Source organism: Rhodococcus sp. Z13 (genome assembly GCF_025837095.1).
GTDB lineage: Bacteria > Actinomycetota > Actinomycetes > Mycobacteriales > Mycobacteriaceae > Rhodococcus > Rhodococcus sacchari.
Genome location: NZ_CP107551.1, coordinates 490,341 through 509,554, shown reverse-complemented (window position 1 = coordinate 509,554; position 19,214 = coordinate 490,341). Strand labels below are relative to the sequence as shown.

19 protein-coding genes are annotated in these 19,214 nt (G+C 69.0%); 10 read left to right on the top strand and 9 right to left on the bottom strand.

Going from position 1 to position 19,214, the window contains the following annotated elements; translation table 11 throughout:
- Positions 1-21 precede the first annotated feature (21 nt).
- Positions 22-759 carry an acetoacetate decarboxylase family protein gene (locus tag OED52_RS02355; protein WP_264153103.1) on the top strand — a complete coding sequence of 246 codons (738 nt, stop codon included), beginning with the start codon at positions 22-24 and terminating at the stop codon, positions 757-759.
- 6 nt (positions 760-765) lie between these two features.
- Here the strand turns inward: OED52_RS02355 and OED52_RS02350 are convergent, their stop codons facing one another.
- Genes OED52_RS02350 through OED52_RS02340 form a run of 3 tightly spaced genes read right to left on the bottom strand, consistent with a single transcriptional unit; the run spans position 766 to position 2,941 of the window.
- Positions 766-1,470, bottom strand: coding sequence for a GntR family transcriptional regulator (locus OED52_RS02350; RefSeq protein WP_264153102.1), 705 nt, complete (start codon positions 1,468-1,470; stop codon positions 766-768).
- A complete protein-coding gene (locus OED52_RS02345; RefSeq protein WP_264153101.1) occupies positions 1,457-2,200 on the bottom strand; it encodes a maleate cis-trans isomerase family protein in 744 nt (247 codons plus the stop codon). The genes OED52_RS02350 and OED52_RS02345 overlap by 14 nt, the downstream gene beginning before the upstream one ends.
- A complete protein-coding gene (locus tag OED52_RS02340; RefSeq protein ID WP_264154554.1) occupies positions 2,201-2,941 on the bottom strand; it encodes a maleate cis-trans isomerase family protein in 741 nt (246 codons plus the stop codon).
- A gap of 140 nt (positions 2,942-3,081) precedes the next feature.
- Between OED52_RS02340 and OED52_RS02335 the strand changes: the two genes are divergently transcribed.
- Positions 3,082-3,996 carry a D-2-hydroxyacid dehydrogenase gene (locus OED52_RS02335; RefSeq protein WP_264153100.1) on the top strand — a complete coding sequence of 305 codons (915 nt, stop codon included), beginning with the start codon at positions 3,082-3,084 and terminating at the stop codon, positions 3,994-3,996.
- Positions 3,997-4,029: 33 nt separating this feature from the next.
- On the top strand, positions 4,030-5,400 hold the full coding sequence (locus OED52_RS02330; RefSeq protein ID WP_264153099.1) for an amidase: 1,371 nt from the start codon (positions 4,030-4,032) through the stop codon (positions 5,398-5,400).
- Positions 5,401-5,406: 6 nt separating this feature from the next.
- Here OED52_RS02330 and OED52_RS02325 read toward each other — a convergent pair whose 3' ends face one another.
- Entirely contained in the window at positions 5,407-5,901 is a 495-nt protein-coding gene (locus OED52_RS02325) for a DUF3830 family protein (RefSeq protein ID WP_264153098.1), read from the bottom strand.
- 19 nt (positions 5,902-5,920) lie between these two features.
- Entirely contained in the window at positions 5,921-7,159 is a 1,239-nt protein-coding gene (locus OED52_RS02320) for an aspartate aminotransferase family protein (RefSeq protein WP_264153097.1), read from the bottom strand.
- 176 nt (positions 7,160-7,335) lie between these two features.
- Here OED52_RS02320 and OED52_RS02315 point away from each other — a divergent pair, with 176 nt between their 5' ends.
- The gene (locus OED52_RS02315) at positions 7,336-8,214 is read left to right on the top strand and encodes a PRC-barrel domain-containing protein (RefSeq protein WP_264153096.1); all 879 of its coding nucleotides are present in this window, start codon (positions 7,336-7,338) and stop codon (positions 8,212-8,214) included.
- A 45-nt stretch (positions 8,215-8,259) separates the two neighbouring features.
- Here the strand turns inward: OED52_RS02315 and hsaB are convergent, their stop codons facing one another.
- From hsaB to hsaA, 4 genes are read right to left on the bottom strand one after another with little or no spacing between them, the layout of a single operon-like run.
- Positions 8,260-8,844 (bottom strand): 3-hydroxy-9,10-secoandrosta-1,3,5(10)-triene-9,17-dione monooxygenase reductase subunit, encoded by a 585-nt coding sequence (gene hsaB, locus OED52_RS02310; RefSeq protein WP_264153095.1) that lies wholly within the window; start codon positions 8,842-8,844, stop codon positions 8,260-8,262.
- Positions 8,844-9,743 carry an iron-dependent extradiol dioxygenase HsaC gene (gene hsaC, locus OED52_RS02305; RefSeq protein ID WP_264153094.1) on the bottom strand — a complete coding sequence of 300 codons (900 nt, stop codon included), beginning with the start codon at positions 9,741-9,743 and terminating at the stop codon, positions 8,844-8,846. Before hsaC ends, hsaB begins: the two co-directional genes overlap by 1 nt.
- Complete coding sequence (hsaD, locus tag OED52_RS02300) at positions 9,744-10,619, bottom strand: 4,5:9,10-diseco-3-hydroxy-5,9,17-trioxoandrosta-1(10),2-diene-4-oate hydrolase (protein WP_264153093.1); 876 nt, start codon at positions 10,617-10,619, stop codon at positions 9,744-9,746. It abuts the gene before it with no gap.
- Between the two features lie 9 nt (positions 10,620-10,628).
- Positions 10,629-11,804, bottom strand: coding sequence for a 3-hydroxy-9,10-secoandrosta-1,3,5(10)-triene-9,17-dione monooxygenase oxygenase subunit (gene hsaA / locus OED52_RS02295; RefSeq protein ID WP_264153092.1), 1,176 nt, complete (start codon positions 11,802-11,804; stop codon positions 10,629-10,631).
- A 191-nt stretch (positions 11,805-11,995) separates the two neighbouring features.
- Here hsaA and OED52_RS02290 point away from each other — a divergent pair, with 191 nt between their 5' ends.
- From OED52_RS02290 to OED52_RS02265, 6 genes are all read left to right on the top strand, one after another.
- On the top strand, positions 11,996-13,144 hold the full coding sequence (locus OED52_RS02290) for a 3-ketosteroid-9-alpha-hydroxylase subunit A (RefSeq protein WP_264153091.1): 1,149 nt from the start codon (positions 11,996-11,998) through the stop codon (positions 13,142-13,144).
- A gap of 2 nt (positions 13,145-13,146) precedes the next feature.
- Positions 13,147-13,503 (top strand): hypothetical protein, encoded by a 357-nt coding sequence (locus OED52_RS02285; protein ID WP_264153090.1) that lies wholly within the window; start codon positions 13,147-13,149, stop codon positions 13,501-13,503.
- Positions 13,504-13,659: 156 nt separating this feature from the next.
- Positions 13,660-15,372: a 3-oxosteroid 1-dehydrogenase gene (gene kstD / locus OED52_RS02280; RefSeq protein WP_264153089.1), complete on the top strand. Its 1,713-nt coding sequence runs from the start codon at positions 13,660-13,662 to the stop codon at positions 15,370-15,372.
- A 72-nt stretch (positions 15,373-15,444) separates the two neighbouring features.
- The gene (locus OED52_RS02275; RefSeq protein WP_264153088.1) at positions 15,445-16,305 is read left to right on the top strand and encodes a MaoC/PaaZ C-terminal domain-containing protein; all 861 of its coding nucleotides are present in this window, start codon (positions 15,445-15,447) and stop codon (positions 16,303-16,305) included.
- Between the two features lie 49 nt (positions 16,306-16,354).
- Positions 16,355-18,100: a cholesterol oxidase substrate-binding domain-containing protein gene (locus OED52_RS02270; RefSeq protein ID WP_264153087.1), complete on the top strand. Its 1,746-nt coding sequence runs from the start codon at positions 16,355-16,357 to the stop codon at positions 18,098-18,100.
- 45 nt (positions 18,101-18,145) lie between these two features.
- Positions 18,146-19,201, top strand: a complete 1,056-nt coding sequence (locus OED52_RS02265) for an alpha/beta hydrolase family protein (RefSeq protein ID WP_264153086.1) — start codon at positions 18,146-18,148, stop codon at positions 19,199-19,201.
- The last annotated feature ends 13 nt before the right edge of the window (positions 19,202-19,214 follow it).

Sequence of the window (19,214 nt, the reverse complement as noted above, 5' to 3'; positions counted from 1 at the left end):
TCCGACTTCCGGAAGGCAGCGATGAGCGAGACGACCACGCATCTGGTGCTGGGCACACCGGTGACGATGCCCGTGCGGGTCCGGGCCGCCACGGCGTTCATGGGGATGTTCCCGGTGCCCGTCGGTCCGGCGCAGGATCTCGTCGCCCACACAGGTCTCGAGATCCTGCAGTACCGCCCCGGGCGGGGAATCTGCACGCTCGTCTTCGTCGACTACGTGGACGGGGATCTCGGTCCGTACAACGAGTTCGGGGTGTGTTTCCTGGTGCGCGATCACCGCAGCCGCGGCGGCGGCATCGTCGGCGACTGGCGCAGCCTGCTCGGTGGGCAGGCGGGTGCGCTCATCCACCACCTGCCCGTCGACGGTGACTTCACCCTCGCCGCGGGCCGCGGGATCTGGGGATTCCCCAAGACCCTGGCCGATTTCGACGCCGACCACGACGGCACCACCAAGCGGGGGTCGGTCTCCGCGGACGGGTCGCTGATCGCCGAGCTGACCGTCGCACCCGGGATTCCCGTTCCCGGCAAGGGGATCGCGGCTTCGCTCGCGGCCTACTCGCACCTCGACGGTGTCACGCGGCGCACCACCTGGGAGATGAACCCGAGCGGGGTCCGCACCCGCCTCGGCGGCGCGACCCTGCGGCTGGGCACGCACCCGATCGCCGACGAACTACGGCGCCTGGGGCTGCCGCGGCGGGCCCTGGCGTCGTCGTCGATCCCGGAGCTGCGGATGACCTTCGGCGACGCCGCCGAGATCTGACCGCCCTCACTTCGCGGCGGGCACGGGCACGGTGCCGTCGTCGGTGCTCAGGTCGCGCAACCGGTCGACGGTGTCGTGCAGGTGTTCGTCGAGCAGACGGCGCGCCTCGTTCCGGTCAGCCGAGCGGATCGCCTCCCGCAGCACCACGTGCTCGTCGACCTGCACGTGCAGGTCGGGATAGGTGGTCTGCAGCGCGCCGAGGCACATGCGGGTCTCGACGAGCAGGGTGCGGGCGGCCCGCACGAGGCGGGGGCTCTCGGCACTGGCCACGAGGATCTCGTGGAAGCGGCGGTCGCCGTCGGAGACCCCGGCCGCGTCCTGTCGTTCTGCGGCGGCACGCATCTCCTCGATCGCGGGTCCGAGTGCCTTCCAGGTCTGTTCGCGGCGGCCGTCGAGCACCATGTCGAGGGCGCCGCCCTCGATGACCCAGCGGCTGCGGTAGATGTCGACGACGTCGTCGAAGGTGAGTTCGGTGACGAAGATGCCGCGGTTGCGGATGCTGTAGAGCAGGCCTTCGGAGATCAGCCGCTGCATGGCCTCGCGCAGCGGACCGCGGGAGACCTCGAAGCGTGCGGCGAGTTCGGCCTCGCCGAGTTGCGCGCCGGGCGCGAGTGCGCCGCGCACGATCGCCGACCGGAGTTCCTCGGCGATGAGTTCCGCCGTGGACGGGCGGGTGACAGGACGTATCTCCCCCAGATCACCGAGCGCCATGATCGACTTCCTCCTCGAACAACGTGCCCAGCTCCGGGCAACCCACTGTATATCCGGCGAGTTCGAGCCCGTGTCGGACGGTGACCTGGTTGGCGGTCAGCACCGGTTTGCCGACCTCCTTCTCGAGTTCGCGCAGGATGCGCAGGGTGTGCATCGCGGTGTCGGGCACCACCACGGCCTGCGCGTCGGGATGGTCGTTGTCCCGTACGAATCCGACGACCTGCTCGGCGGTGAGGGTGCCGACCTCCGCAGCGGTGTCGATTCCGGCGTCGGCGAGCGAGACGACCTCGATGCCGGCGTCGGTGAGGAAGGCGACGAACAGGTCGGCGACGTCGCGGGGATAGCTCGCCGCGACCGCGACCCGCTCGATCCCGAGTGCGCGCAGGGCGGCGACGAAGGCAATGCTGGTGCTGGTCGTGGGTACCCCCCCGGCGGCGCGGGAGAGCAGCTCGACCTGATCGCGGGCGCCGTCCGGTCCGTACACGAAGCTGCCGGAGGTGCAGGCCCACACGAGCGCGTCGAGCGGTTCGCCGGCGAGCTGCGCGGCTCCCCCGGCGAGCTTGGCGGGGCTGCCCAGGTCGAGCAGTTCGGGCACGGCGTGCAGGTCGGTGCCGTAGATGTGGGCGACGGGCAGGTCCACACCGAGTAGATCGGCGGCGAACGGGTAATCGTCCTCCGCGGCATGATCCGGATAGACGATCCCGACGGTGGGACGGGGGCGACGGTGCATTCAGAACACTCCTCTCAGCCACTTGCCCGGTCCGGTCATGGGCAGTTCCATCCGGCCGAGGCACGCCCAGATGGTGAGCTGGTTGGCCGTGAGGACCGGTTTGCCGAGTTCCTGTTCGAGCGGGGCGATGAGGTCGTAGGTGGGCAGGTTGGTGCAGCTGACGAAGATCGCCTGCGCGTCGGGGGTGTCGGCCCCGATGATGTGCTCGGCGATGGTGCGATAGTTGACCTTCCAGATGCCGCCGCCGAGACCGAGATGCGCCGACCGCACGACTTCGGTTCCGGCCTCGTTCAGGAAGTCCCGCAGCAGGTCGGTGAGTTCCCGGTCGTAGGGGGTGATCATCGAGATGCGGGTCAGATCCAGCGCCCGGAGGGCTTCGAGCAGCGCTCCCGAGGTGGTGACCGCGCAGGGTGCGCCCGCCTCGCAGATCGCGTCGCACAGGGCCTTCTCATAAGCCACTCCCTTGACGAAACTTCCCGAGGTACACAGGTAGGCAACGACTTCCGGTTCCACCGACAGCACGTCGCGGGTCGCGACCATCAGATGCCGGCGGTCGGAGACGAGTTCGGCCATGACCCGGCTGACCGGCACCGGTTCGTAGGGGGTACGGGCCAGGTGCAGGCTGACCTCGAGGGGCGCCCATCGCCACAGTTCGCGTTCGAGTGCGAGATCGAAAGGAGCGATCACGCCGATGCCCCGCTGCGCCAGGGGACCTTCGAATTCGGGAATGTTCAGTTCCATGCGGTCCCTCGGCTTCGTCATGAGTTCCCTCAGCCTTGAGGATTGTTGACAATAATACGATGCGCTCATACGGTGTCAACGTGGACGCCCAGACGGTCGTAACCGTGCTTCATGCCGAGGCCGTACCGGATCCTGCGCGCATGGCCCCGGTGACCGAGCACGCCACCGTGCGCTGCACCGACGCCGCCGGCCTCGCCGACGCCCTCGACGGCGCACACGTGTTGTTCGCCTTCGACTTCCTGAGCAACGCCCTGCCGCACGCCTGGCACGCCGCCGGATCGCTCGAGTGGATCCACGTCGCGTCGGCCGGGGTCGACGCCCTGATGTTCCCCGAACTGCGCGACAGCGACGTGACGGTGACCAACTCGCGCGGCGTCTTCGACGGCGCGATCGCCGAATACGTCCTGGCCCAGATCCTCTCGTTCGTCAAGGACCTCCCCGAATCGCTGCGGCTCCAGCGCAACCGCGTCTGGAAGCACCGCGAATCCGAACGCATCACCGGACGCTCCGTGCTCGTGGTGGGCACCGGACCGATCGGCCGCGCGATCGCCCGGCTCCTCACCGCGGTCGGGATGACGGTGCGCGGTTCCGGCCGCCGGGCCCGTGAGGACGATCCCGACTTCGGCACCGTCACCGCCACCGAGGACCTGCCGCGCGCCGTGGCCGAGGCAGACTTCGTCGTCGCCGCCGCACCGCTGACCGAGGCGACCCGGCACCTGTTCGACGCCCGGATCTTCGCCGCCATGCCGCCGCACGCCCGCTTCGTCAACGTCGGACGCGGCGAGCTCGTGCACACCGCCGACCTGGTCGAGGCGCTGCGCTCGGGCACGATCGCCGGGGCCGCACTCGACGTCTTCGAGACCGAACCGCTCTCCGACGACCATCCCCTCTGGGAAATGCCGAACGTGGTGATCACGCCCCACAATTCGGGCGATTTCATCGGGTGGCGCGACACCCTGGTCGACCTGTTCGTGGACAACTTCCACCGCCGCCTCGCCGGGGAACCCCTGCGCAACGTGGTGGACAAGCAACTCGGTTACGTGCCCGGCACGTGAGGGCCGGACCCACCGGCCGGCAAGGAGGACACGATGGACCCCACCGACATGACCGCGGTCGAACTCGTGTCCGCGTACTCCTCTGGTGAGCTCTCCCCCGTCGAGGTCACCGAGACGGTGCTGGCGAAGATCGGCCGGGAGGACCGCGCTCTCAACGCCTTCTGCCTCGTGGACGAGGAGTCGGCGCTCGCGCAGGCGCGGCGGTCGGAGGAACGCTGGCGCACCGGCTACGCCAAGGGACTGCTCGACGGCGTGCCCGTCTCCATCAAGGACGTCTTCCTCACCGCAGGCTGGCCCACCCTGCGCGGCTCGCAGGCCGTGAACCCCGGCCAGCCGTGGGACGTCGACAGTCCCGTCGCGGCCCGGCTCCGCGAGGACGGCATGGTCTTCCTCGGCAAGACCACCACCCCCGAGATCGCCTGGAAGGCCGTGACGGATTCGGCGCTGTGCGGGATCACCACCAACCCGCACGACACCACGAGGACGGCCGGCGGGTCGTCGGGGGGCAGCGCCGCGGCGGTCGCGGCCGGCCTCGGCCCGTGCTCGGTGGGCACCGACGGCGGCGGGAGCGTGCGGATCCCCGCCGCGTTCTGCGGGGTCGTCGGCTTCAAACCGACCCACGGGCGCATCCCGCTCTATCCCGCGAGCCCCTTCGGCCCGCTCGCGCACGCCGGCCCGATCACCCGCACCGTCGAGGACGCGGCGCTGCTCACCGACATCCTCGCGCTGCCCGATCCCCGCGACCCCACGGCACTCGCCCCGCCGTTGTCGACCTTCCGCGGCGGGTTGAACCGGGAGGTGGCGGGGATGGACGTCGCCTATTCGAGGGACCTCGGATACGTGGAGGTCGATCCCGAGGTGGCCGAGATCGTCGACCGGGCCGTGCGAGTGCTGGCCGAGGCGGGTCTGCGCGTGACCGAGACCGATCCCGGCTTCGGCGATCCGCTCGATGCGTTCGAGACGCTGTGGGCGGCCGGGGCCGCCGCGATGCTGAACACCTTCCCCGAGGGGGCCCGCGACAAGGTCGATCCGGGGCTGGCGCACGTGTGGGAGCGCGGGGATCAGCTGAGCGCGGTGGAGTACCTCGAGGCCCGGGCGGTCGCCGCGGCGGTCGGGATCCGGATGGGCACCTTCCACCAGACCCACAACGTGCTGCTCACCCCCACGGTGCCGATCCCGGCGTTCGAGGCCGGCCACGACGTGCCGCCGGGGTCGTCGGCGACGCGCTGGCCGCAGTGGACGCCGTTCACCTATCCGTTCAACCTCACCCAGCAGCCGGCGATCACCATCCCGGTGGGTACCACCGCGGCGGGACTGCCGGTGGGCCTGCAGATCGTAGGGCCACGGCACTCCGACGACCTGCTGCTCGCGGTGGCCCGGTTCGCGGAGTACGCGCTGTCGTGAAAAGTGCTATTCCCGTGCGAAGCTCAGGGTCTCCCCCGCCACACCCTGGATCCACAGGTCGTTGCACGCGGCCGCGAGGTCCGGCAGCCCCTCCTCGATCGTGGCGAAGACGTTGCCGGGTACCCAGCCCACGTCGCCGTTGAGGAGCAGGTTGTTGCGGCCGTAGAACAGGGCGAGATCGGTGGCGCCCTGGGCGGCGTGGGCCTCGGAGCCGGGTTCGTAGCCGTAGGCGGGATTCCCGATCTCCCACGGTTCGAAGTCGAACAGGCACACGTCACCGGGAATCGGTGTGACGGTGGGATTCTCGCGGTGCGGCGCGGCGGTGATGCGCGGCACCAGGGTGTACACCTCGTTGCGGGCGTACTTGGCGTGGTAGGCGTCGCCGCTCTGCGGCAGCGCGTTCCACACCGCCTCGCAGGTCAGCGGCGCCTCGTCGTCGAGAAGCCGTGCCCGGCAGATGATGCCGCGCTTGTCGAGGGCGATGGTGATGTAACGGGCCACGCGATCTCCTTCGGGTCGGTCAGATCTCGGCGAGCACCTCGGACCAGATGCCCAGGGCCTCGTCGATCTGCTCGGCGGTGACGATCAGCGGTGGGATCATCCGCACCACGTTCATGTGGGCGCCGCAGGTCAGCAGAAACAGACCCTTCTTCGCGGCAAGTTGCTGTGCGGCGGTGGCCCGGTCGCGGTCGGGGGCGCCGTCGGTGGTGAACTCCAGGCCCACCATGAGGCCGAGCCCGCGGACGTCGCCGATCGCGCCGGTCGCGGTGTGGCGTGCCCCCGTGAGCAGTTCGCGCCCGCGGACGGCGGCGTTGTCGACGAGTCCTTCCTTCTCGATCACCTCGAGGGTCGCGACGGCCGCCGCGCAGGAGACGGCGTTCGCGCCGTAGGTGCCGCCCTGCGAGCCGGGCCAGGCGCGGGCCATGAGGCCCTCGGAGGCGGCGATGCCCGACAGCGGGAACCCGCTGGCGAGCCCCTTGGCGATCGTGATCACATCGGGTCGGACGTCGAAGTGCTGGTGCCCGAAGAACTTTCCGGTGCGGCCGAAGCCGGTCTGGATCTCGTCGAAGACCAGCAGGATGCCGTGCTCGTCGGCGCGCTGCCGCAGACCCCGGAAGAACCGGGTGTTGCCCGGGACGTAGCCGCCCTCGCCGAGAACCGGTTCGACGAGGAAGGCGGCGGTCTCGGCGGGAGAGGTGACGGTGGCGAACAGGTAGTCGAGTTCGCGCAGCGCGAAGTCGGTGGCCTCCTCCTCGGTCCAGCCGTAGCGGTAGGCAGTGGGGAACGGCGCGATGTGCACCCCGCCCATCAGCGGCGAGAAACCCGCCGAGAAGCGGGTTCCCGAGGTGGTCATGGTCGCGGCCGCGACGGTGCGGCCGTGGAATCCGCCGTGGAAGACCACGACGTTGGGGCGGCCGGTGGCCTGGCGCACGAGTCGCAGGGCGGCTTCGACGGCCTCGCTGCCGGAGTTGGCGAAGAACACCGAGTCCAGCCCGTCGGGGAGCACCGTGCCCAGTTTCTCGGTGAGTTCGAGCAGGGGCCGGTGCATGACGGTCGTGTACTGGCCGTGGATGAGCGAACCGATCTGGCGGCGGGCCGCTTCCACCACGTGCCGGTGGCAGTGGCCGGTGCTCGTGACACCGATGCCGGCGGTGAAGTCGAGATAACGGCGGCCGTCGGTGCCGTGCACGTAACAGCCCTCGGCGTGGTCGACGGTGACGGGGGTGGCTTGGAGGAGGCGTGGAGACAGTCGGGTCATGACGGCCTTCCTTCCGGGTGATCGCCGGCCGCAGACGCGATCCATTGTCGGATTGTCAACAATATGGATAACACGCGGGGCCGCGCCCGGCAAGGGTCGGCGGCGTTTCGGGATCCTCACCGCAGGGCATCCGCTCAGCACCGACGGAAAGCGGATTCCCCAGGGATGAGGACATCATGATCAGCAACGACGACATCGACACCCTCGCTCGCGCCACGGCCTACGGACCCGACGGCGAGAAGCTGGGCAAGGTCGGCGAAGTCTATCTCGACAACGACACGGGTAAGCCCGCGTGGGTCACCGTCGTCACCGGACTGTTCGGTACACGACGACATTTCGCTCCCCTCGACGAGGCCGTGCTGGACCGCACCGGGGTGCGCCTGCCCTACGACAAGGACACCATCACCGGGGCTCCCAACATCGACGAGGACGGGGAGCTCACCCCGCTCGAGGAGGACGAGCTGTACCGCTACTACCACGGCGCCACGGGACTCGACGCAGGGGGAATCGAGGCAGGGGGAATCGAGGCAGGGGGAATTGAGGCACGGGGAATCGGCACAGAAGGAATCGACGCAGGGGGAACGAACACCCCGGACACGAACGCCCCGACCGGCGTCGTCACCCCCACGCAGACACCGGTCGCGCCGGAGCCGACCGCCCAGGGTGGCACGCTGCCACCCGACGTCGCACAGGAGAGCATCGCCGGTGACTACCGCCCGCCGGCGATGGGACAGCGCGACGAGGCGCTCGCCCGTTCCGTACCCGGGCGGACCGCGGCGGCCCCGTCGGCATCCTCGAGCTCTTCGGCACAGTCCGACACCACGGCGCGGCACGCCGCCGACACGCCGGGAGCGGGCGACTCCGACATCATCGGCCCCGGGCCGACCGGACCCGCCCATCCGCCGGAACCGGAACCTGTCGCGGAAACTCCTGCAGAAGAGGGCGATTCGACCGCATCGAGCGAGTCGGGCACGGGCCGCCGACCGCGACTCGTCAAGCGGGTCGTCACCACCGAGTACTACGAGGAGGATCCCGACGCGCCGGGCAACTCGTGAGGGTGCAACTCGTGAGAGCCGCGGCACGCCGGGATCGGATTCCTTTTACAGCCAGGTGTCCTCGGTGACGGAGGTGAGGAAGGCCTCGAGATCGTCCCGCCACGGGGCCGGGGTGGTCTTGTCGGGTTCGATCCCGGTGTACTGGCCCCGGTAGAACAGCAGAGGCCGTTCCTTCTCGTCGCGCACCTCGCTGAGCGACGAGACACGGCCGAACACCACCCAGTGGTCGCCCCCGTCGTGCACGTTCTCGACAGTGCAGTCGATGTGGGCGAGCGAACCCGTCAGGATCGGTGATCCGAGCGGGGACGGGGTCCAGTCGATGCCCGCGAACTTGTCCGGTTCCCGCGACCCGAATCGGGCGCAGGTCTCCTGCTGTTCCTCGGCGAGGACGTTGACGCAGAACCGGCCCGACCGCTCGATGGCCGCCCACGACCGGGACTGTTTGGTGGGGCAGAACAGCACCAGCGGCGGATCGAGGGACAGTGCCGCGAAGGACTGGCAGGCGAAGCCGACCGGCGCACCGTCGTCGGTGGTGGTGATGATGGTGACGCCGGTGCAGAACTGCCCGAGGACGGTGCGGAAGGCCCGCGGGTCGATCGCACCGTCCTGCCCGGTCTCCGGCGCGGTCATTACTGCAGTCCCACCGAGAAGTCGTGACCCCACAGGCTCACGGCGGTGGACTCCCGCGCGATCCAGTCGTCGTCCTCGACCTGCAGTCCCTCGCAGCCGAATTCGACGTCGAAACCACCGGGGGTCTTCATGTAGAACGACAGCATCTTGTCGTTGACGTGCCGGCCGAGAGTGGCCGACATCTTGACCTTCCGGCGCAGAGCGCGGTCGAGGGTGAGTCCGACGTCGTCGGAGTTCTCGACCTCGATCATCAGGTGCACGATGCCCGACGGGGTGGGCATGGGCAGGAACGCGAGACTGTGATGACGCGGATTGCAGCCGAAGAACCGCAGCCAGGCCGGATTCGCGTCGGCGGGCCGGCCCACCGCCTGCGGGGGCAGCCGCATCGAGTCGCGCAGCCGGAAACCCAGTACGTCGCGGTAGAAGCGCAGTGCCTCCTCGTCGTCGCGGGTGGACAGCACCACGTGCCCGAGGCCCTGTTCCCCGGTGACGAACCGGTGCCCGTAGGGGCTGACGACGCGCCGGTGTTCGAGCGCGGCACCGTGGAAGGCCTCGAGGGTGTTGCCCGAGGGATCCTGGAAGACGATCAGTTCGTCGACGCGACGGTCGGCGAGCTGCTCGGCGGTGCCCTCCTTGAACGGCACGCCCGCGGCGGAGAGCCGGTCGCGCACGTCCTGGAGGTCGGCGGCGTTCGCGGTCTCCCAGCCCGAGACCAGCAGGCGGTCGGCCTCGTGCGGTTCGATCACGATCCGCGCGGGGAAATCGTCCATCCGCAGGTACAGCGCATCGGGGTTCGTGCCCTTGCCCTCGACCATCCCGAGCACCTTGAGCCCGTACTCGCGCCAGGCCGGGACGTCGGTGGCGCCGATGCGGAGATATGCCAGCGACCGGATACTCATCTACTCGGCTCCATCCGTGAGGAAATCGATGGTGAGGCGGTTGAATTCGTCGAACTTCTCGAGCTGCGCCCAGTGTCCGCACCCACCGAAGACGTGCAGCTGCGCGCGCGGGATCATCTTCAGGGCGACGAGCGCCCCGTCGAGTGGGTTCACGCGGTCCTCGCGCCCCCAGATCAGCAGTACACGCTGACGCAGTCTGTACGCGTCGCGCCACAGCATCCCGAGTTCGAAGTCGGGCCCCGAGAAGGACTTGCCCATCGCCTTCGCCGCCGCGAGGGACTCCGGCGTACTCGCGTACGCGAACCGCTCCTCGACCAGCTCGGGGGTGATCAGCGACTGGTCGAAGACCATGATCCGCAGGAACGCCTCGAGGTTCTCGCGCGTGGGCGCGAAGGCGAACTTCCCGAGATTCTTCACGCCCTCGGTGGGGTCGGGGGCGAACAGGTTGACGCTCAGCCCACCCGGTCCCATGAGCACGAGGCGGCCTGCGCGGTCGGGGAAGTCGAGCGCGAACCGGACGGCCGCTCCCCCACCGAGGGAGTTGCCGAGCAGGTGCACGCGCTTGTCGATCCCGAGATGGTCGAGCAGGTCGCGCAGGGCCGTGGCGCTGTGCACGAAGTACTGGGGGTGTTCGGTGGGCTTGTCGGACTTCCCGTAACCGGGCTGGTCCACGCAGATCACGTGGAACCGCTCGGCGAGGACGGGGATGTTGCGGGAGAAGTTCGACCAGCCCGAGGCGCCGGGGCCACCACCGTGGAGCAGCACGATCGTGGTGTCGTTGCCGACGCCGGCCTCGTGGTAGTGCAGCCGCAGGTCGTCGCGCACCTGCGCGAAACGGGAGGTGGACTCGTAAGTGATCTCGTCGATCGCAGTCACTCGCAGCTCCTAGACCATCGTGTCCGTGATCGGCAGACCGAACTCGGCGGCCCCGAACATCACGTAGGCGCGTTCGGCGTCGTTGGCGGCGTGCACGCGACCGGCGTGCGCGTCGCGCCAGAACCGCTGGATCGGGGTGCCGTCCGCGAGGGCGGTGGCGCCGGAGTTCTCGAAGAGCCGGTCGATCGAGGCGATGGCGCGGCCGGTCGCCCGGACCTGGTCGCGGCGGGCGCGCAGCCGCAGTTCCATCGGCACCTCCTCACCGGCCACGAGGTGCGCGTACTCGTCGGCGACGTTGCCGGACAGCTGCCGCCACGCCGCGTCGATGTCGCTCGACGCCTCGGCGATACGCACCTTGGCGAACGGGTCGTCCTTGGCCTTCTCGCCGGCGTAGGCGGCGCGGACGCGCTTGCCCTGGTGCTCGACGTGCGCCGCGTAGGCGCCGTAGGCCATGCCGACGATGGGCGTGGAGATGGTCGTGGGGTGGATGGTGCCCCAGGGCATCCGGTAGACGGGTGCGGTGTTGCGCTCGAGACCGGGCGACGCGAGGTCGTTCATGGTCTTGAAGCTGAGGAAGCGGTGCCGCGGGACGAAGACGTCCTTCACCTTGACGGTGTTGGAGCCGGTGCCGCGCAGGCCCACGACGTGCCAGACGTCGTCGATCTCGTACTCCGACCGCGGGATCAGGAAGCTGCCGAAGTCGACGGGGCGTCCGTCCTTGATGACCGGGCCGCCCACCACGACCCAGCTCGCGTGGTCGCATCCGGACGACCACGCCCAGGCGCCGTTGACCTTGTAGCCGCCGTCGACGACCTCACCGGCGCCCATGGGCGCGTAGGACGAGGAGATGCGGACGTCGGGATCGTCGCCCCAGACCTCCTCCTGGGCTTCCTGAGCGAACAGAGCGAGATGCCAGTTGTGGACACCGATGATGCCGGAGACCCATCCGGTCGAACCGCACGCGCTCGCGATGTTGCGGACGGCGGTGAAGAAGGTGACGGGATCGGCCTCGTATCCACCCCACTGCGCCGGTTGCAGAAGCTTGAAGAAACCGGCTTCCTGAAGTTCCTTGATCGAGTCGTCGGGCACCCGGCGCAAGTTCTCGGCCTCCTGCGCGCGTTCGCGCAGCGTGGGCAGCAGTGCATCGATCCGCTGCAGTACCTCGTGGCTGTCGTGGTCACCCACTGGACGCTCCCGTCTGTTCAGGAATTGATCGCTTGCATCGAGACTAGAACATGTTCTTATTCGTGTCGAGACTCCGAGCTCTCGCAGGTAGACAATCCGTTCGGCGGGACCAAAGTCCCCGAAGGCTTCCCCTGCGGACTCGAATTCTATAACGTGTTCTAGGGAAGTTTTCCGGAAGGAAGTGAGCGGACATGGCACAGATTCGCGAGATCGACGTCGGACAGGTCCGGACGCGTTTCGCGCGAGGCTGGCACTGCCTCGGCCTCAGTCGCACGTTCAAGGACGGCAAGCCCCACGCCGTCGAGGCCTTCGGCACGAAGCTCGTCGTGTGGGCCGACAGCCACGGCGACCTGAAGGTGCTCGACGCGTACTGCCGTCACATGGGCGGCGACCTGTCGCAGGGCGAGATCAAGGGCGATTCGGTTGCGTGCCCGTTCCACGACTGGCGGTGGGGCGGCAACGGGAAGTGCACGGACATCCCGTACGCCAAGCGGGTTCCCCCGCTGGCCCGCACCCGCTCGTGGATCACGATGGAGAAGCACGGTCAGCTGTTCGTGTGGAACGACCCCGAGGGCAATCCCCCGCCGCCGGAGGTCACCATCCCCGAGATCGAGCAGTACGGCTCGGACGAGTGGACGGACTGGACCTGGAACCAGATCCGGATCGAAGGCTCCAACTGTCGCGAGATCATCGACAACGTCGTCGACATGGCGCACTTCTTCTACATCCACTACGCCTTCCCGACCTACTTCAAGAACGTCTTCGAGGGGCACATCGCCGAGCAGTACCTGAACACGCGCGGTCGGCCCGACAAGGGGATGGCCACGCAGTACGGCCTGGAGTCGACCCTCGAGTCGTACGCGGCGTACTACGGGCCGTCCTACATGATCAACCCGCTCAAGAACAGCTACGGCGGGTACCAGACCGAATCGGTGCTGATCAATTGCCACTACCCGATCACGCACGATTCGTTCATGCTGCAGTACGGCATCATCGTCAAGAAGCCGCAGGGCATGTCGCCCGAGCAGTCGGACATGCTCGCCGCCAAGCTCACCGAGGGTGTCGGCGAGGGCTTCCTGCAGGACGTCGAGATCTGGAAGAACAAGACCAAGATCGAGAATCCGCTGCTGTGCGACGAGGACGGCCCGGTCTACCAGCTGCGCCGCTGGTACGAGCAGTTCTACGTCGACGTGGCCGACGTGACCGAGAAGATGACCGCCCGGTTCGAGTACGAGGTCGACACCACCAAGGCCAACGAGGCCTGGGAGAAGGAGGTCGCCGAGAACCTCGCGCGCAAGAGGCGCGAGGAGGAGCAGCGCAAGCAGGAAGCGGAGGTCTGACGATGAGTGCCTCGACCCGACAGAGCAGGTGGGCGAAGTCCCCGGACTTCTCCGAGTGGCCCGGCCGGGCCGAGGCCGTCGCCACCCAGACCGCCATCGACAAGATCAACTATCTGGAGTCGGGTCAGCACGAGGTGCAGTGCCGCGAGTGCGGCACGTGCGTCCTGGTGCGCAAGAACAGCCTGGCCCACACCAGCGTGCAGTGGCAGGACGACCCCGACGAGGTGTGCCCGGTCTTCCGGGACACCGCGGAGGAACGCGGACGGTCCATCACACCCCGCCGGGAGTGCCCCCGGCTGCGCGCGAGCATCCGGCAGGCCGTGCTCGACGGCGTCCTGCCGGTGCCCGAGGAGGGTTGATCCGCCGGCGCGATCGGCAACGGGGCCGAATCGAGAACAGGTCCACCGGGAGCCGGCACCGCTCACAGAGCGGTGCCGGCTCCTTTCTGCTTCGCATCCAGTCGAGTTCGGTTTCAGGGATGGACTCGGCACCCCCATTTCTATAACGTGTTCTACATGACTGAGCAGGAGTACGACATCGTTGTCGTCGGCAGCGGTGCCGGCGGAATGACCGCTGCCATCACCGCCGCCCGCAAGGGGGCCGACGTGGTCCTGATCGAGAAGGCGTCGCGCTACGGCGGTTCGAGCGCCCGCTCCGGCGGCGGTGTGTGGATACCGAACAACGAGGCACTGAAGGCGGCGGGCGTCGACGACTCGCCCGAGGCCGCCCGCACCTACCTGCACAGCATCATCGGCGACGACGTCCCGGCCGAGAAGATCGACGCCTACATCGATCGCGGCCCCGAGATGCTCTCGTTCGTCCTGAGGAACAGCGCCCTCGAACTGCAGTGGGTGCCCGGATACTCCGACTACTACCCCGAGGCCCCGGGTGGACGCGCCGGCGGACGCTCGGTCGAACCGGTCCCCTTCGACGGCCGCCGGCTCGGCGACGATCTCGCGCTCCTCGAACCCGACTACGCCCGGGCTCCCAAGAACTTCGTCATCACCCAGGCCGACTACAAGTGGCTGAACCTGCTCGTCCGCAATCCCCGCGGTCCCCTGCGCGCCATGCGGGTCGGCGCCCGGTTCGTGTGGGCGAACCTCACCAAGAAGCACCTGCTCGTGCGCGGCCAGGCGCTCATGGCCGGCCTGCGCATCGGCCTGCGCGACGCGGGAGTACCGCTGCTGCTGGACACTGCCCTCACCGACCTCGTGGTCGAGAACGGCGTCGTGCGCGGCGTGGAGGTCGTCTCCAACGGTGAGAAGCGCATCATCCGCGCCCGCAAGGGCGTGATCCTGGCCAGCGGCGGGTTCGAGCACAACGCCGAGATGCGCGCGAAGTACCAGCGTCAGCCCATCGGCACCGAATGGACGGTCGGTGCGAAGGCCAACACCGGTGACGGCATCCTCGCCGGTCAGAAACTGGGAGCCGCAGTCGACTTCATGGACGACGCCTGGTGGGGACCGTCGTTCACCCTCACCGGCGGACCGTGGTTCGCACTGTCCGAACGCAGCCTTCCGGGCTGCCTGATGGTCAACTCCCGCGGCGAGCGGTTCGTGAACGAGTCCGCCCCCTACGTCGAGGCCACCCACGCGATGTACGGCGGCGAGCACGGCCGCGGCGAGGGCCCGGCCGAGAACATCCCGTGCTGGCTCATCCTCGACCAGCGCTACCGCGACCGCTACTCGTTCGCGGGCATCACCCCGCGCACGCCCTTCCCCCGTCGCTGGCTCGAGGCCGGCGTCATGGTCAAGGCGAACACGATCCCCGAACTCGCCGAGAAGCTGGGTGTGCCCGCCGACGCCCTCGTCGGGACCATCGAGCGTTTCAACGGTTTCGCTCGCAAGGGCAAGGACGAGGACTTCGGTCGCGGCGAATCCCACTACGACCACTACTACGGCGATCCGCGCAACAAGCCCAACCCGAGTCTCGGCGTCGTCGACAAGGCCCCCTTCTACGCCTTCAAGGTGGTCCCCGGCGATCTGGGCACCAAGGGTGGTCTGGTCACCGACGTCGCCGGCCGGGTGCTGCGCGAGGACGGCAGCGTGATCGACGGGCTGTACGCGACCGGCAACGTCAGCTCCCCGGTCATGGGCCACACCTACGCCGGCCCGGGCGCGACCATCGGCCCCGCGATGACCTTCGGTTATCTCGCAGCTCTCGACATTCTCGAGCGCACACGGGATGCTCACGACGACGCGGTGCGCGAGTCCGCCGAGACCCGCTGATCCGCAGCACCTTCCGACTACGAGTGCCCGAGTCCGACCGAAGCGCGTTCGAGCAGTAGAAAGGAACCGCCCGTGCCCGTCGATCCCTCCGTCGCCATCGGTGCCGAACTACCCGCCCAGGAGTTCGCCTGGAGCAGCACCGACGTCCAGCTCTACCACCTCGGGCTCGGTGCCGGCGCCCGTCCCACCGACCCCGGTGAACTGCGCTATCTCCACGACAAGGAGCCGCAGGTCCTCCCGACCTTCGCCACGGTCGCGGCGACCTTCCATCAGGTCGAGCCACCGCGGGTGTCCTTTCCCGGCATCGAGATCGACCTCGCGAAGGTGGTGCACGGCAGCCAGGAGGTGACGGTGCACGGCCCGATCCCGCCGTCGGGCAAGGGCCGCACCGTCACCCGCATCGCGGAGGTCTGGGACAAGGGCAAGGCCGCGGTGATCGTGCAGGAGTCGGTCACCGAGGATCTCGACGGCACCCCGCTGTGGACCTCGCGCTCGTCGATCTTCGCCCGTGGCGAGGGCGGTTTCGGCGGTGAACGCGGTCCGTCGGAGTCGGTGGAGCTGCCCGACCGGGCCCCCGACACCGAACTCGACGTGCCCACCCTCCCGCAACAGGCCCTGCTGTACCGGCTGTGCGGCGACCGGAATCCCCTGCACTCCGACCCCGGGTTCGCAGCCGCCGCGGGCTTCCCCGCACCGATCCTGCACGGGCTGTGCACCTACGGCATCGTCTGCAAGGCCGTCACCGACGCCCTCCTCGACGCCGACGCCTCCCGCGTGAAGGGCTTCCGGGCGCGGTTCGCCGGTGTCGTCTTCCCCGGCGAGACGCTGCGGGTGCGCGTGTGGGACGAGGACGACCGCAAACTGATCACCGCTGCGGTGGTCGAACGCGATCTCGCTCCCGCCCTCGCCGACGTGGTCCTCACCGTCGCCTGATCCGCAGCGACCCCTCCCCTCCTTTCCCCCTGCGAAGGAACAAGTACAGATGACACTTCGTGATTCGTCGCCGCGACTGTCGCGGCGCGGCTTCATCGCGGCCGGCGCCGGAGCACTCGCGCTCACCGCTCTCGGCGGCTGGACCCCCGTCCACGCCGTCCCGTCCGGATCCGCGGCCTCCACCCTGCCCACCCCGCCGGCCTTCCCCGAGGGGATCGACCTCTACCAGCAGGCGTACCAGAACTGGTCGAAGGAGATCATGCTGGACGCGATCTGGACGTGTGCGCCACGCACTCCCGACGACGTGGTCCGGCTGGTGAACTGGGCCCACGAGCACGGCTACACCATCCGCCCGCGCGGGGCGATGCACGGCTGGACGCCCTTGACGATCGTCAACGGTGCCCCGGTCGACCGGGTGATCCTCGCCGACACGATGGTGCATCTGAACCACGTGCACGTGAACCCGAACGGCTCCCCCGCGACGGTGAGCGCCGGGGCCGGCGCGACCCTCGACGCGATCACCACCGCCCTGCACCAGCACGGCCTCGGCATCGCCAACCTCCCCGCCCCGGGTGTGCTGTCCATCGCCGGCGCACTGGCGGTCAATGCGCACGGTGCGGCCCTGCCGGCCGACGGCGAGGCACGGATGCCGGGCCACACCTTCGGTTCGCTGAGCAATCTCGTCACCGAACTCACCGCGGTCGTGTGGGACGGCAACGCCTACACGCTGCGCACCTTCGATCGAGCCGATCCGGACATCACCCCGCTCCTGACGCATCTCGGACGCACCTTCATCACGTCCGTCACCCTGCAGGCCGGGCCCGACTTCCGGCTGCGCTGCCAGAGTTTCACCGACATCACCTGGCAGGAACTGTTCTCCCCCGCCGGGGCACCGGGCCGCACCTTCGAGTCGTTCATCGGCTCGGCCGGTCGCGCCGAGGCGATCTGGTACCCGTTCACGGACAAGCCGTGGATGAAGGTCTGGTCGCTCGCACCGGAGAAGCCGCCGACCGCCCGCGAGGTCCACGGACCGTACAACTACCCGTTCTCCGACAACGTGCCCGAACCGATCACCGACCTGCTCGGCGCGCTGACCGCCGGGAACACCGCCATCGCACCGGCTTTCGGCCAGACCTACTACGGGGTGACGGTCGCGGGCCTGGCGGCGACGGGATCGTCGGACATCTGGGGCTGGTCGAAGGACCTGCAGTTCTACATCAAGGCGACGACGCTGCGCCTGACCGAGGGCGGTGGTGCGGTGCTCACCAACCGCGCCAACATCGCGAATGTCATCCACGACTTCGCGCACTGGTTCCACGAGCGCATCGAGCACTACCGCAGCCTCGGACAGTTCCCGCTCAACGGCCCGGTCGAGATCCGTTGCTGCGGACTGGATCAGCCCGACGAGGTGCTGGTCCCGTCGGCGGGATCCCCGACCATCGCCGCGACCCGCCCGCGCCCCGACCATCCGGAGTGGGACACCGCCATCTGGCTCAACGTGCTCGGTGTGCCGGGCACCCCGGGCATGTTCGCGTTCTACCGCGAGATGGAACAGTGGATGCGGCAGCGGTACAACGGCAGCGACTCGACCTTCCGGCCCGAGTGGTCGAAGGGCTGGGCGTTCGGCCCCGACCTGCCCTACACCGACGAGCAGATCCTCTACCAGGGTCTGCCCGACACCTACCGGGAAGGCGTTCCCGCCGGGGAGAACTGGGATTCCGCTCTCGCGACGTACAACCGGTTCGACCCGCACCGGGTGTTCAGCAACAGTTTCATGGACCGCTTCCTCCCCTGATCACGCTCCGGGAGGGATACGTCCCGTTTTGGTAGCGTCCGGCTCATGCGAAACGTGCGTCGGTGGATGTGTGCTGCAGCGGTACCGGTGGTCGTCCTGGCCGGAGGCGTGGGCCTCACCGGTACCGCCGCAGCACTGCCCGACACCGGGTCGGTGATCCTGCCCGCGGGCACCGACGAGGCCGTGACCTTCGAATCCGGCGGCACGGTCTTCCACGGCAGCCTGCGCACCCCCGATGTTCCCGCGACCGGTGCGGCGCTTCTGCTGCCGGGCAGCGGCCCCACCGACCGCAACGGCAACCAGACCGGCGTCGCCGCCGACACCCTGCTGCGCACCGCGGACGCACTCGCCGCCCGCGGCGTCGCGAGCCTGCGCTTCGACAAGATCGGCGCCGGCGCGACCGGTCTCGGTACGTACACTCCCGAGACCATCGGCGACTACGGCTTCACCGAACAGGTGGACCACGCCGCGGCCGCTGCCGAACTGCTCGCCGTACGCACCGGTGTCGGTACAGCCGACATCCTCGTGCTCGGCCACAGCGAGGGCGCACTGACCACCCTCGCCCTCGCCGACCGCGGCATCGGTGGCGGTTTCGCGCTGCTGCAGCCGCTGCCCATGCGCTATCTCGACCTGCTCACCGTCCAGTTCACCGCGCTCGCCGACTCCGGGCAGCTCGGACCGGACGCCGACGCGGTCCGCGCCGACCTGCCCCGCGCGGTGGAGTCGCTGCGCACCTCGGGCACCGTCCCCACCGACCTGCATCCCGTTCTCGCCCAGCTCGGCCTGAACGCGGCCAACGCGAAGTTCCTGTCCGAGGCCGACCGTCTCGATCCGCCGGAACTCGCGCAACGCCTGGCGGTGGATACGCAGGTGCTGCTCACCTGCTCCGACAAGGACACCCAGGTGTCCTGCGACCAGGTCGAGCCGCTGCGCGCCGCACTCGCGCACACCGACCTGCGGTTCGAGCACTTCCGCACCGCGAACCACGCACTCGAGGAACTCGGCCCGCTGCCGTCGAGCCCGGTCGACACGGTCGCGCTGTTCCCGGTCTCGGCCGAGTTCGCCGCCGCGATCGACGGGTGGGCAGCCGCCCGCGGCTGACCCCCACCCGCCG

Excerpts from the sequence above, each read along its gene's own strand:
- hsaB (WP_264153095.1), bottom strand. The coding sequence starts at position 8,844 with ATGACCGCGCCGGAGACCGGGCAGGACGGTGCGATCGACCCGCGGGCC.
- OED52_RS02315 (WP_264153096.1), top strand. The coding sequence starts at position 7,336 with ATGATCAGCAACGACGACATCGACACCCTCGCTCGCGCCACGGCCTAC.
- OED52_RS02340 (WP_264154554.1), bottom strand. The coding sequence starts at position 2,941 with ATGGAACTGAACATTCCCGAATTCGAAGGTCCCCTGGCGCAGCGGGGC.
- OED52_RS02290 (WP_264153091.1), top strand. The coding sequence starts at position 11,996 with ATGGCACAGATTCGCGAGATCGACGTCGGACAGGTCCGGACGCGTTTC.
- hsaC (WP_264153094.1), bottom strand. The coding sequence starts at position 9,743 with ATGAGTATCCGGTCGCTGGCATATCTCCGCATCGGCGCCACCGACGTC.
- OED52_RS02350 (WP_264153102.1), bottom strand. The coding sequence starts at position 1,470 with ATGGCGCTCGGTGATCTGGGGGAGATACGTCCTGTCACCCGCCCGTCC.
- kstD (WP_264153089.1), top strand. The coding sequence starts at position 13,660 with ATGACTGAGCAGGAGTACGACATCGTTGTCGTCGGCAGCGGTGCCGGC.
- OED52_RS02335 (WP_264153100.1), top strand. The coding sequence starts at position 3,082 with ATGGCCCCGGTGACCGAGCACGCCACCGTGCGCTGCACCGACGCCGCC.
- OED52_RS02265 (WP_264153086.1), top strand. The coding sequence starts at position 18,146 with ATGCGAAACGTGCGTCGGTGGATGTGTGCTGCAGCGGTACCGGTGGTC.
- OED52_RS02330 (WP_264153099.1), top strand. The coding sequence starts at position 4,030 with ATGGACCCCACCGACATGACCGCGGTCGAACTCGTGTCCGCGTACTCC.
- OED52_RS02270 (WP_264153087.1), top strand. The coding sequence starts at position 16,355 with ATGACACTTCGTGATTCGTCGCCGCGACTGTCGCGGCGCGGCTTCATC.
- OED52_RS02320 (WP_264153097.1), bottom strand. The coding sequence starts at position 7,159 with ATGACCCGACTGTCTCCACGCCTCCTCCAAGCCACCCCCGTCACCGTC.
- OED52_RS02285 (WP_264153090.1), top strand. The coding sequence starts at position 13,147 with ATGAGTGCCTCGACCCGACAGAGCAGGTGGGCGAAGTCCCCGGACTTC.
- OED52_RS02345 (WP_264153101.1), bottom strand. The coding sequence starts at position 2,200 with ATGCACCGTCGCCCCCGTCCCACCGTCGGGATCGTCTATCCGGATCAT.
- OED52_RS02355 (WP_264153103.1), top strand. The coding sequence starts at position 22 with ATGAGCGAGACGACCACGCATCTGGTGCTGGGCACACCGGTGACGATG.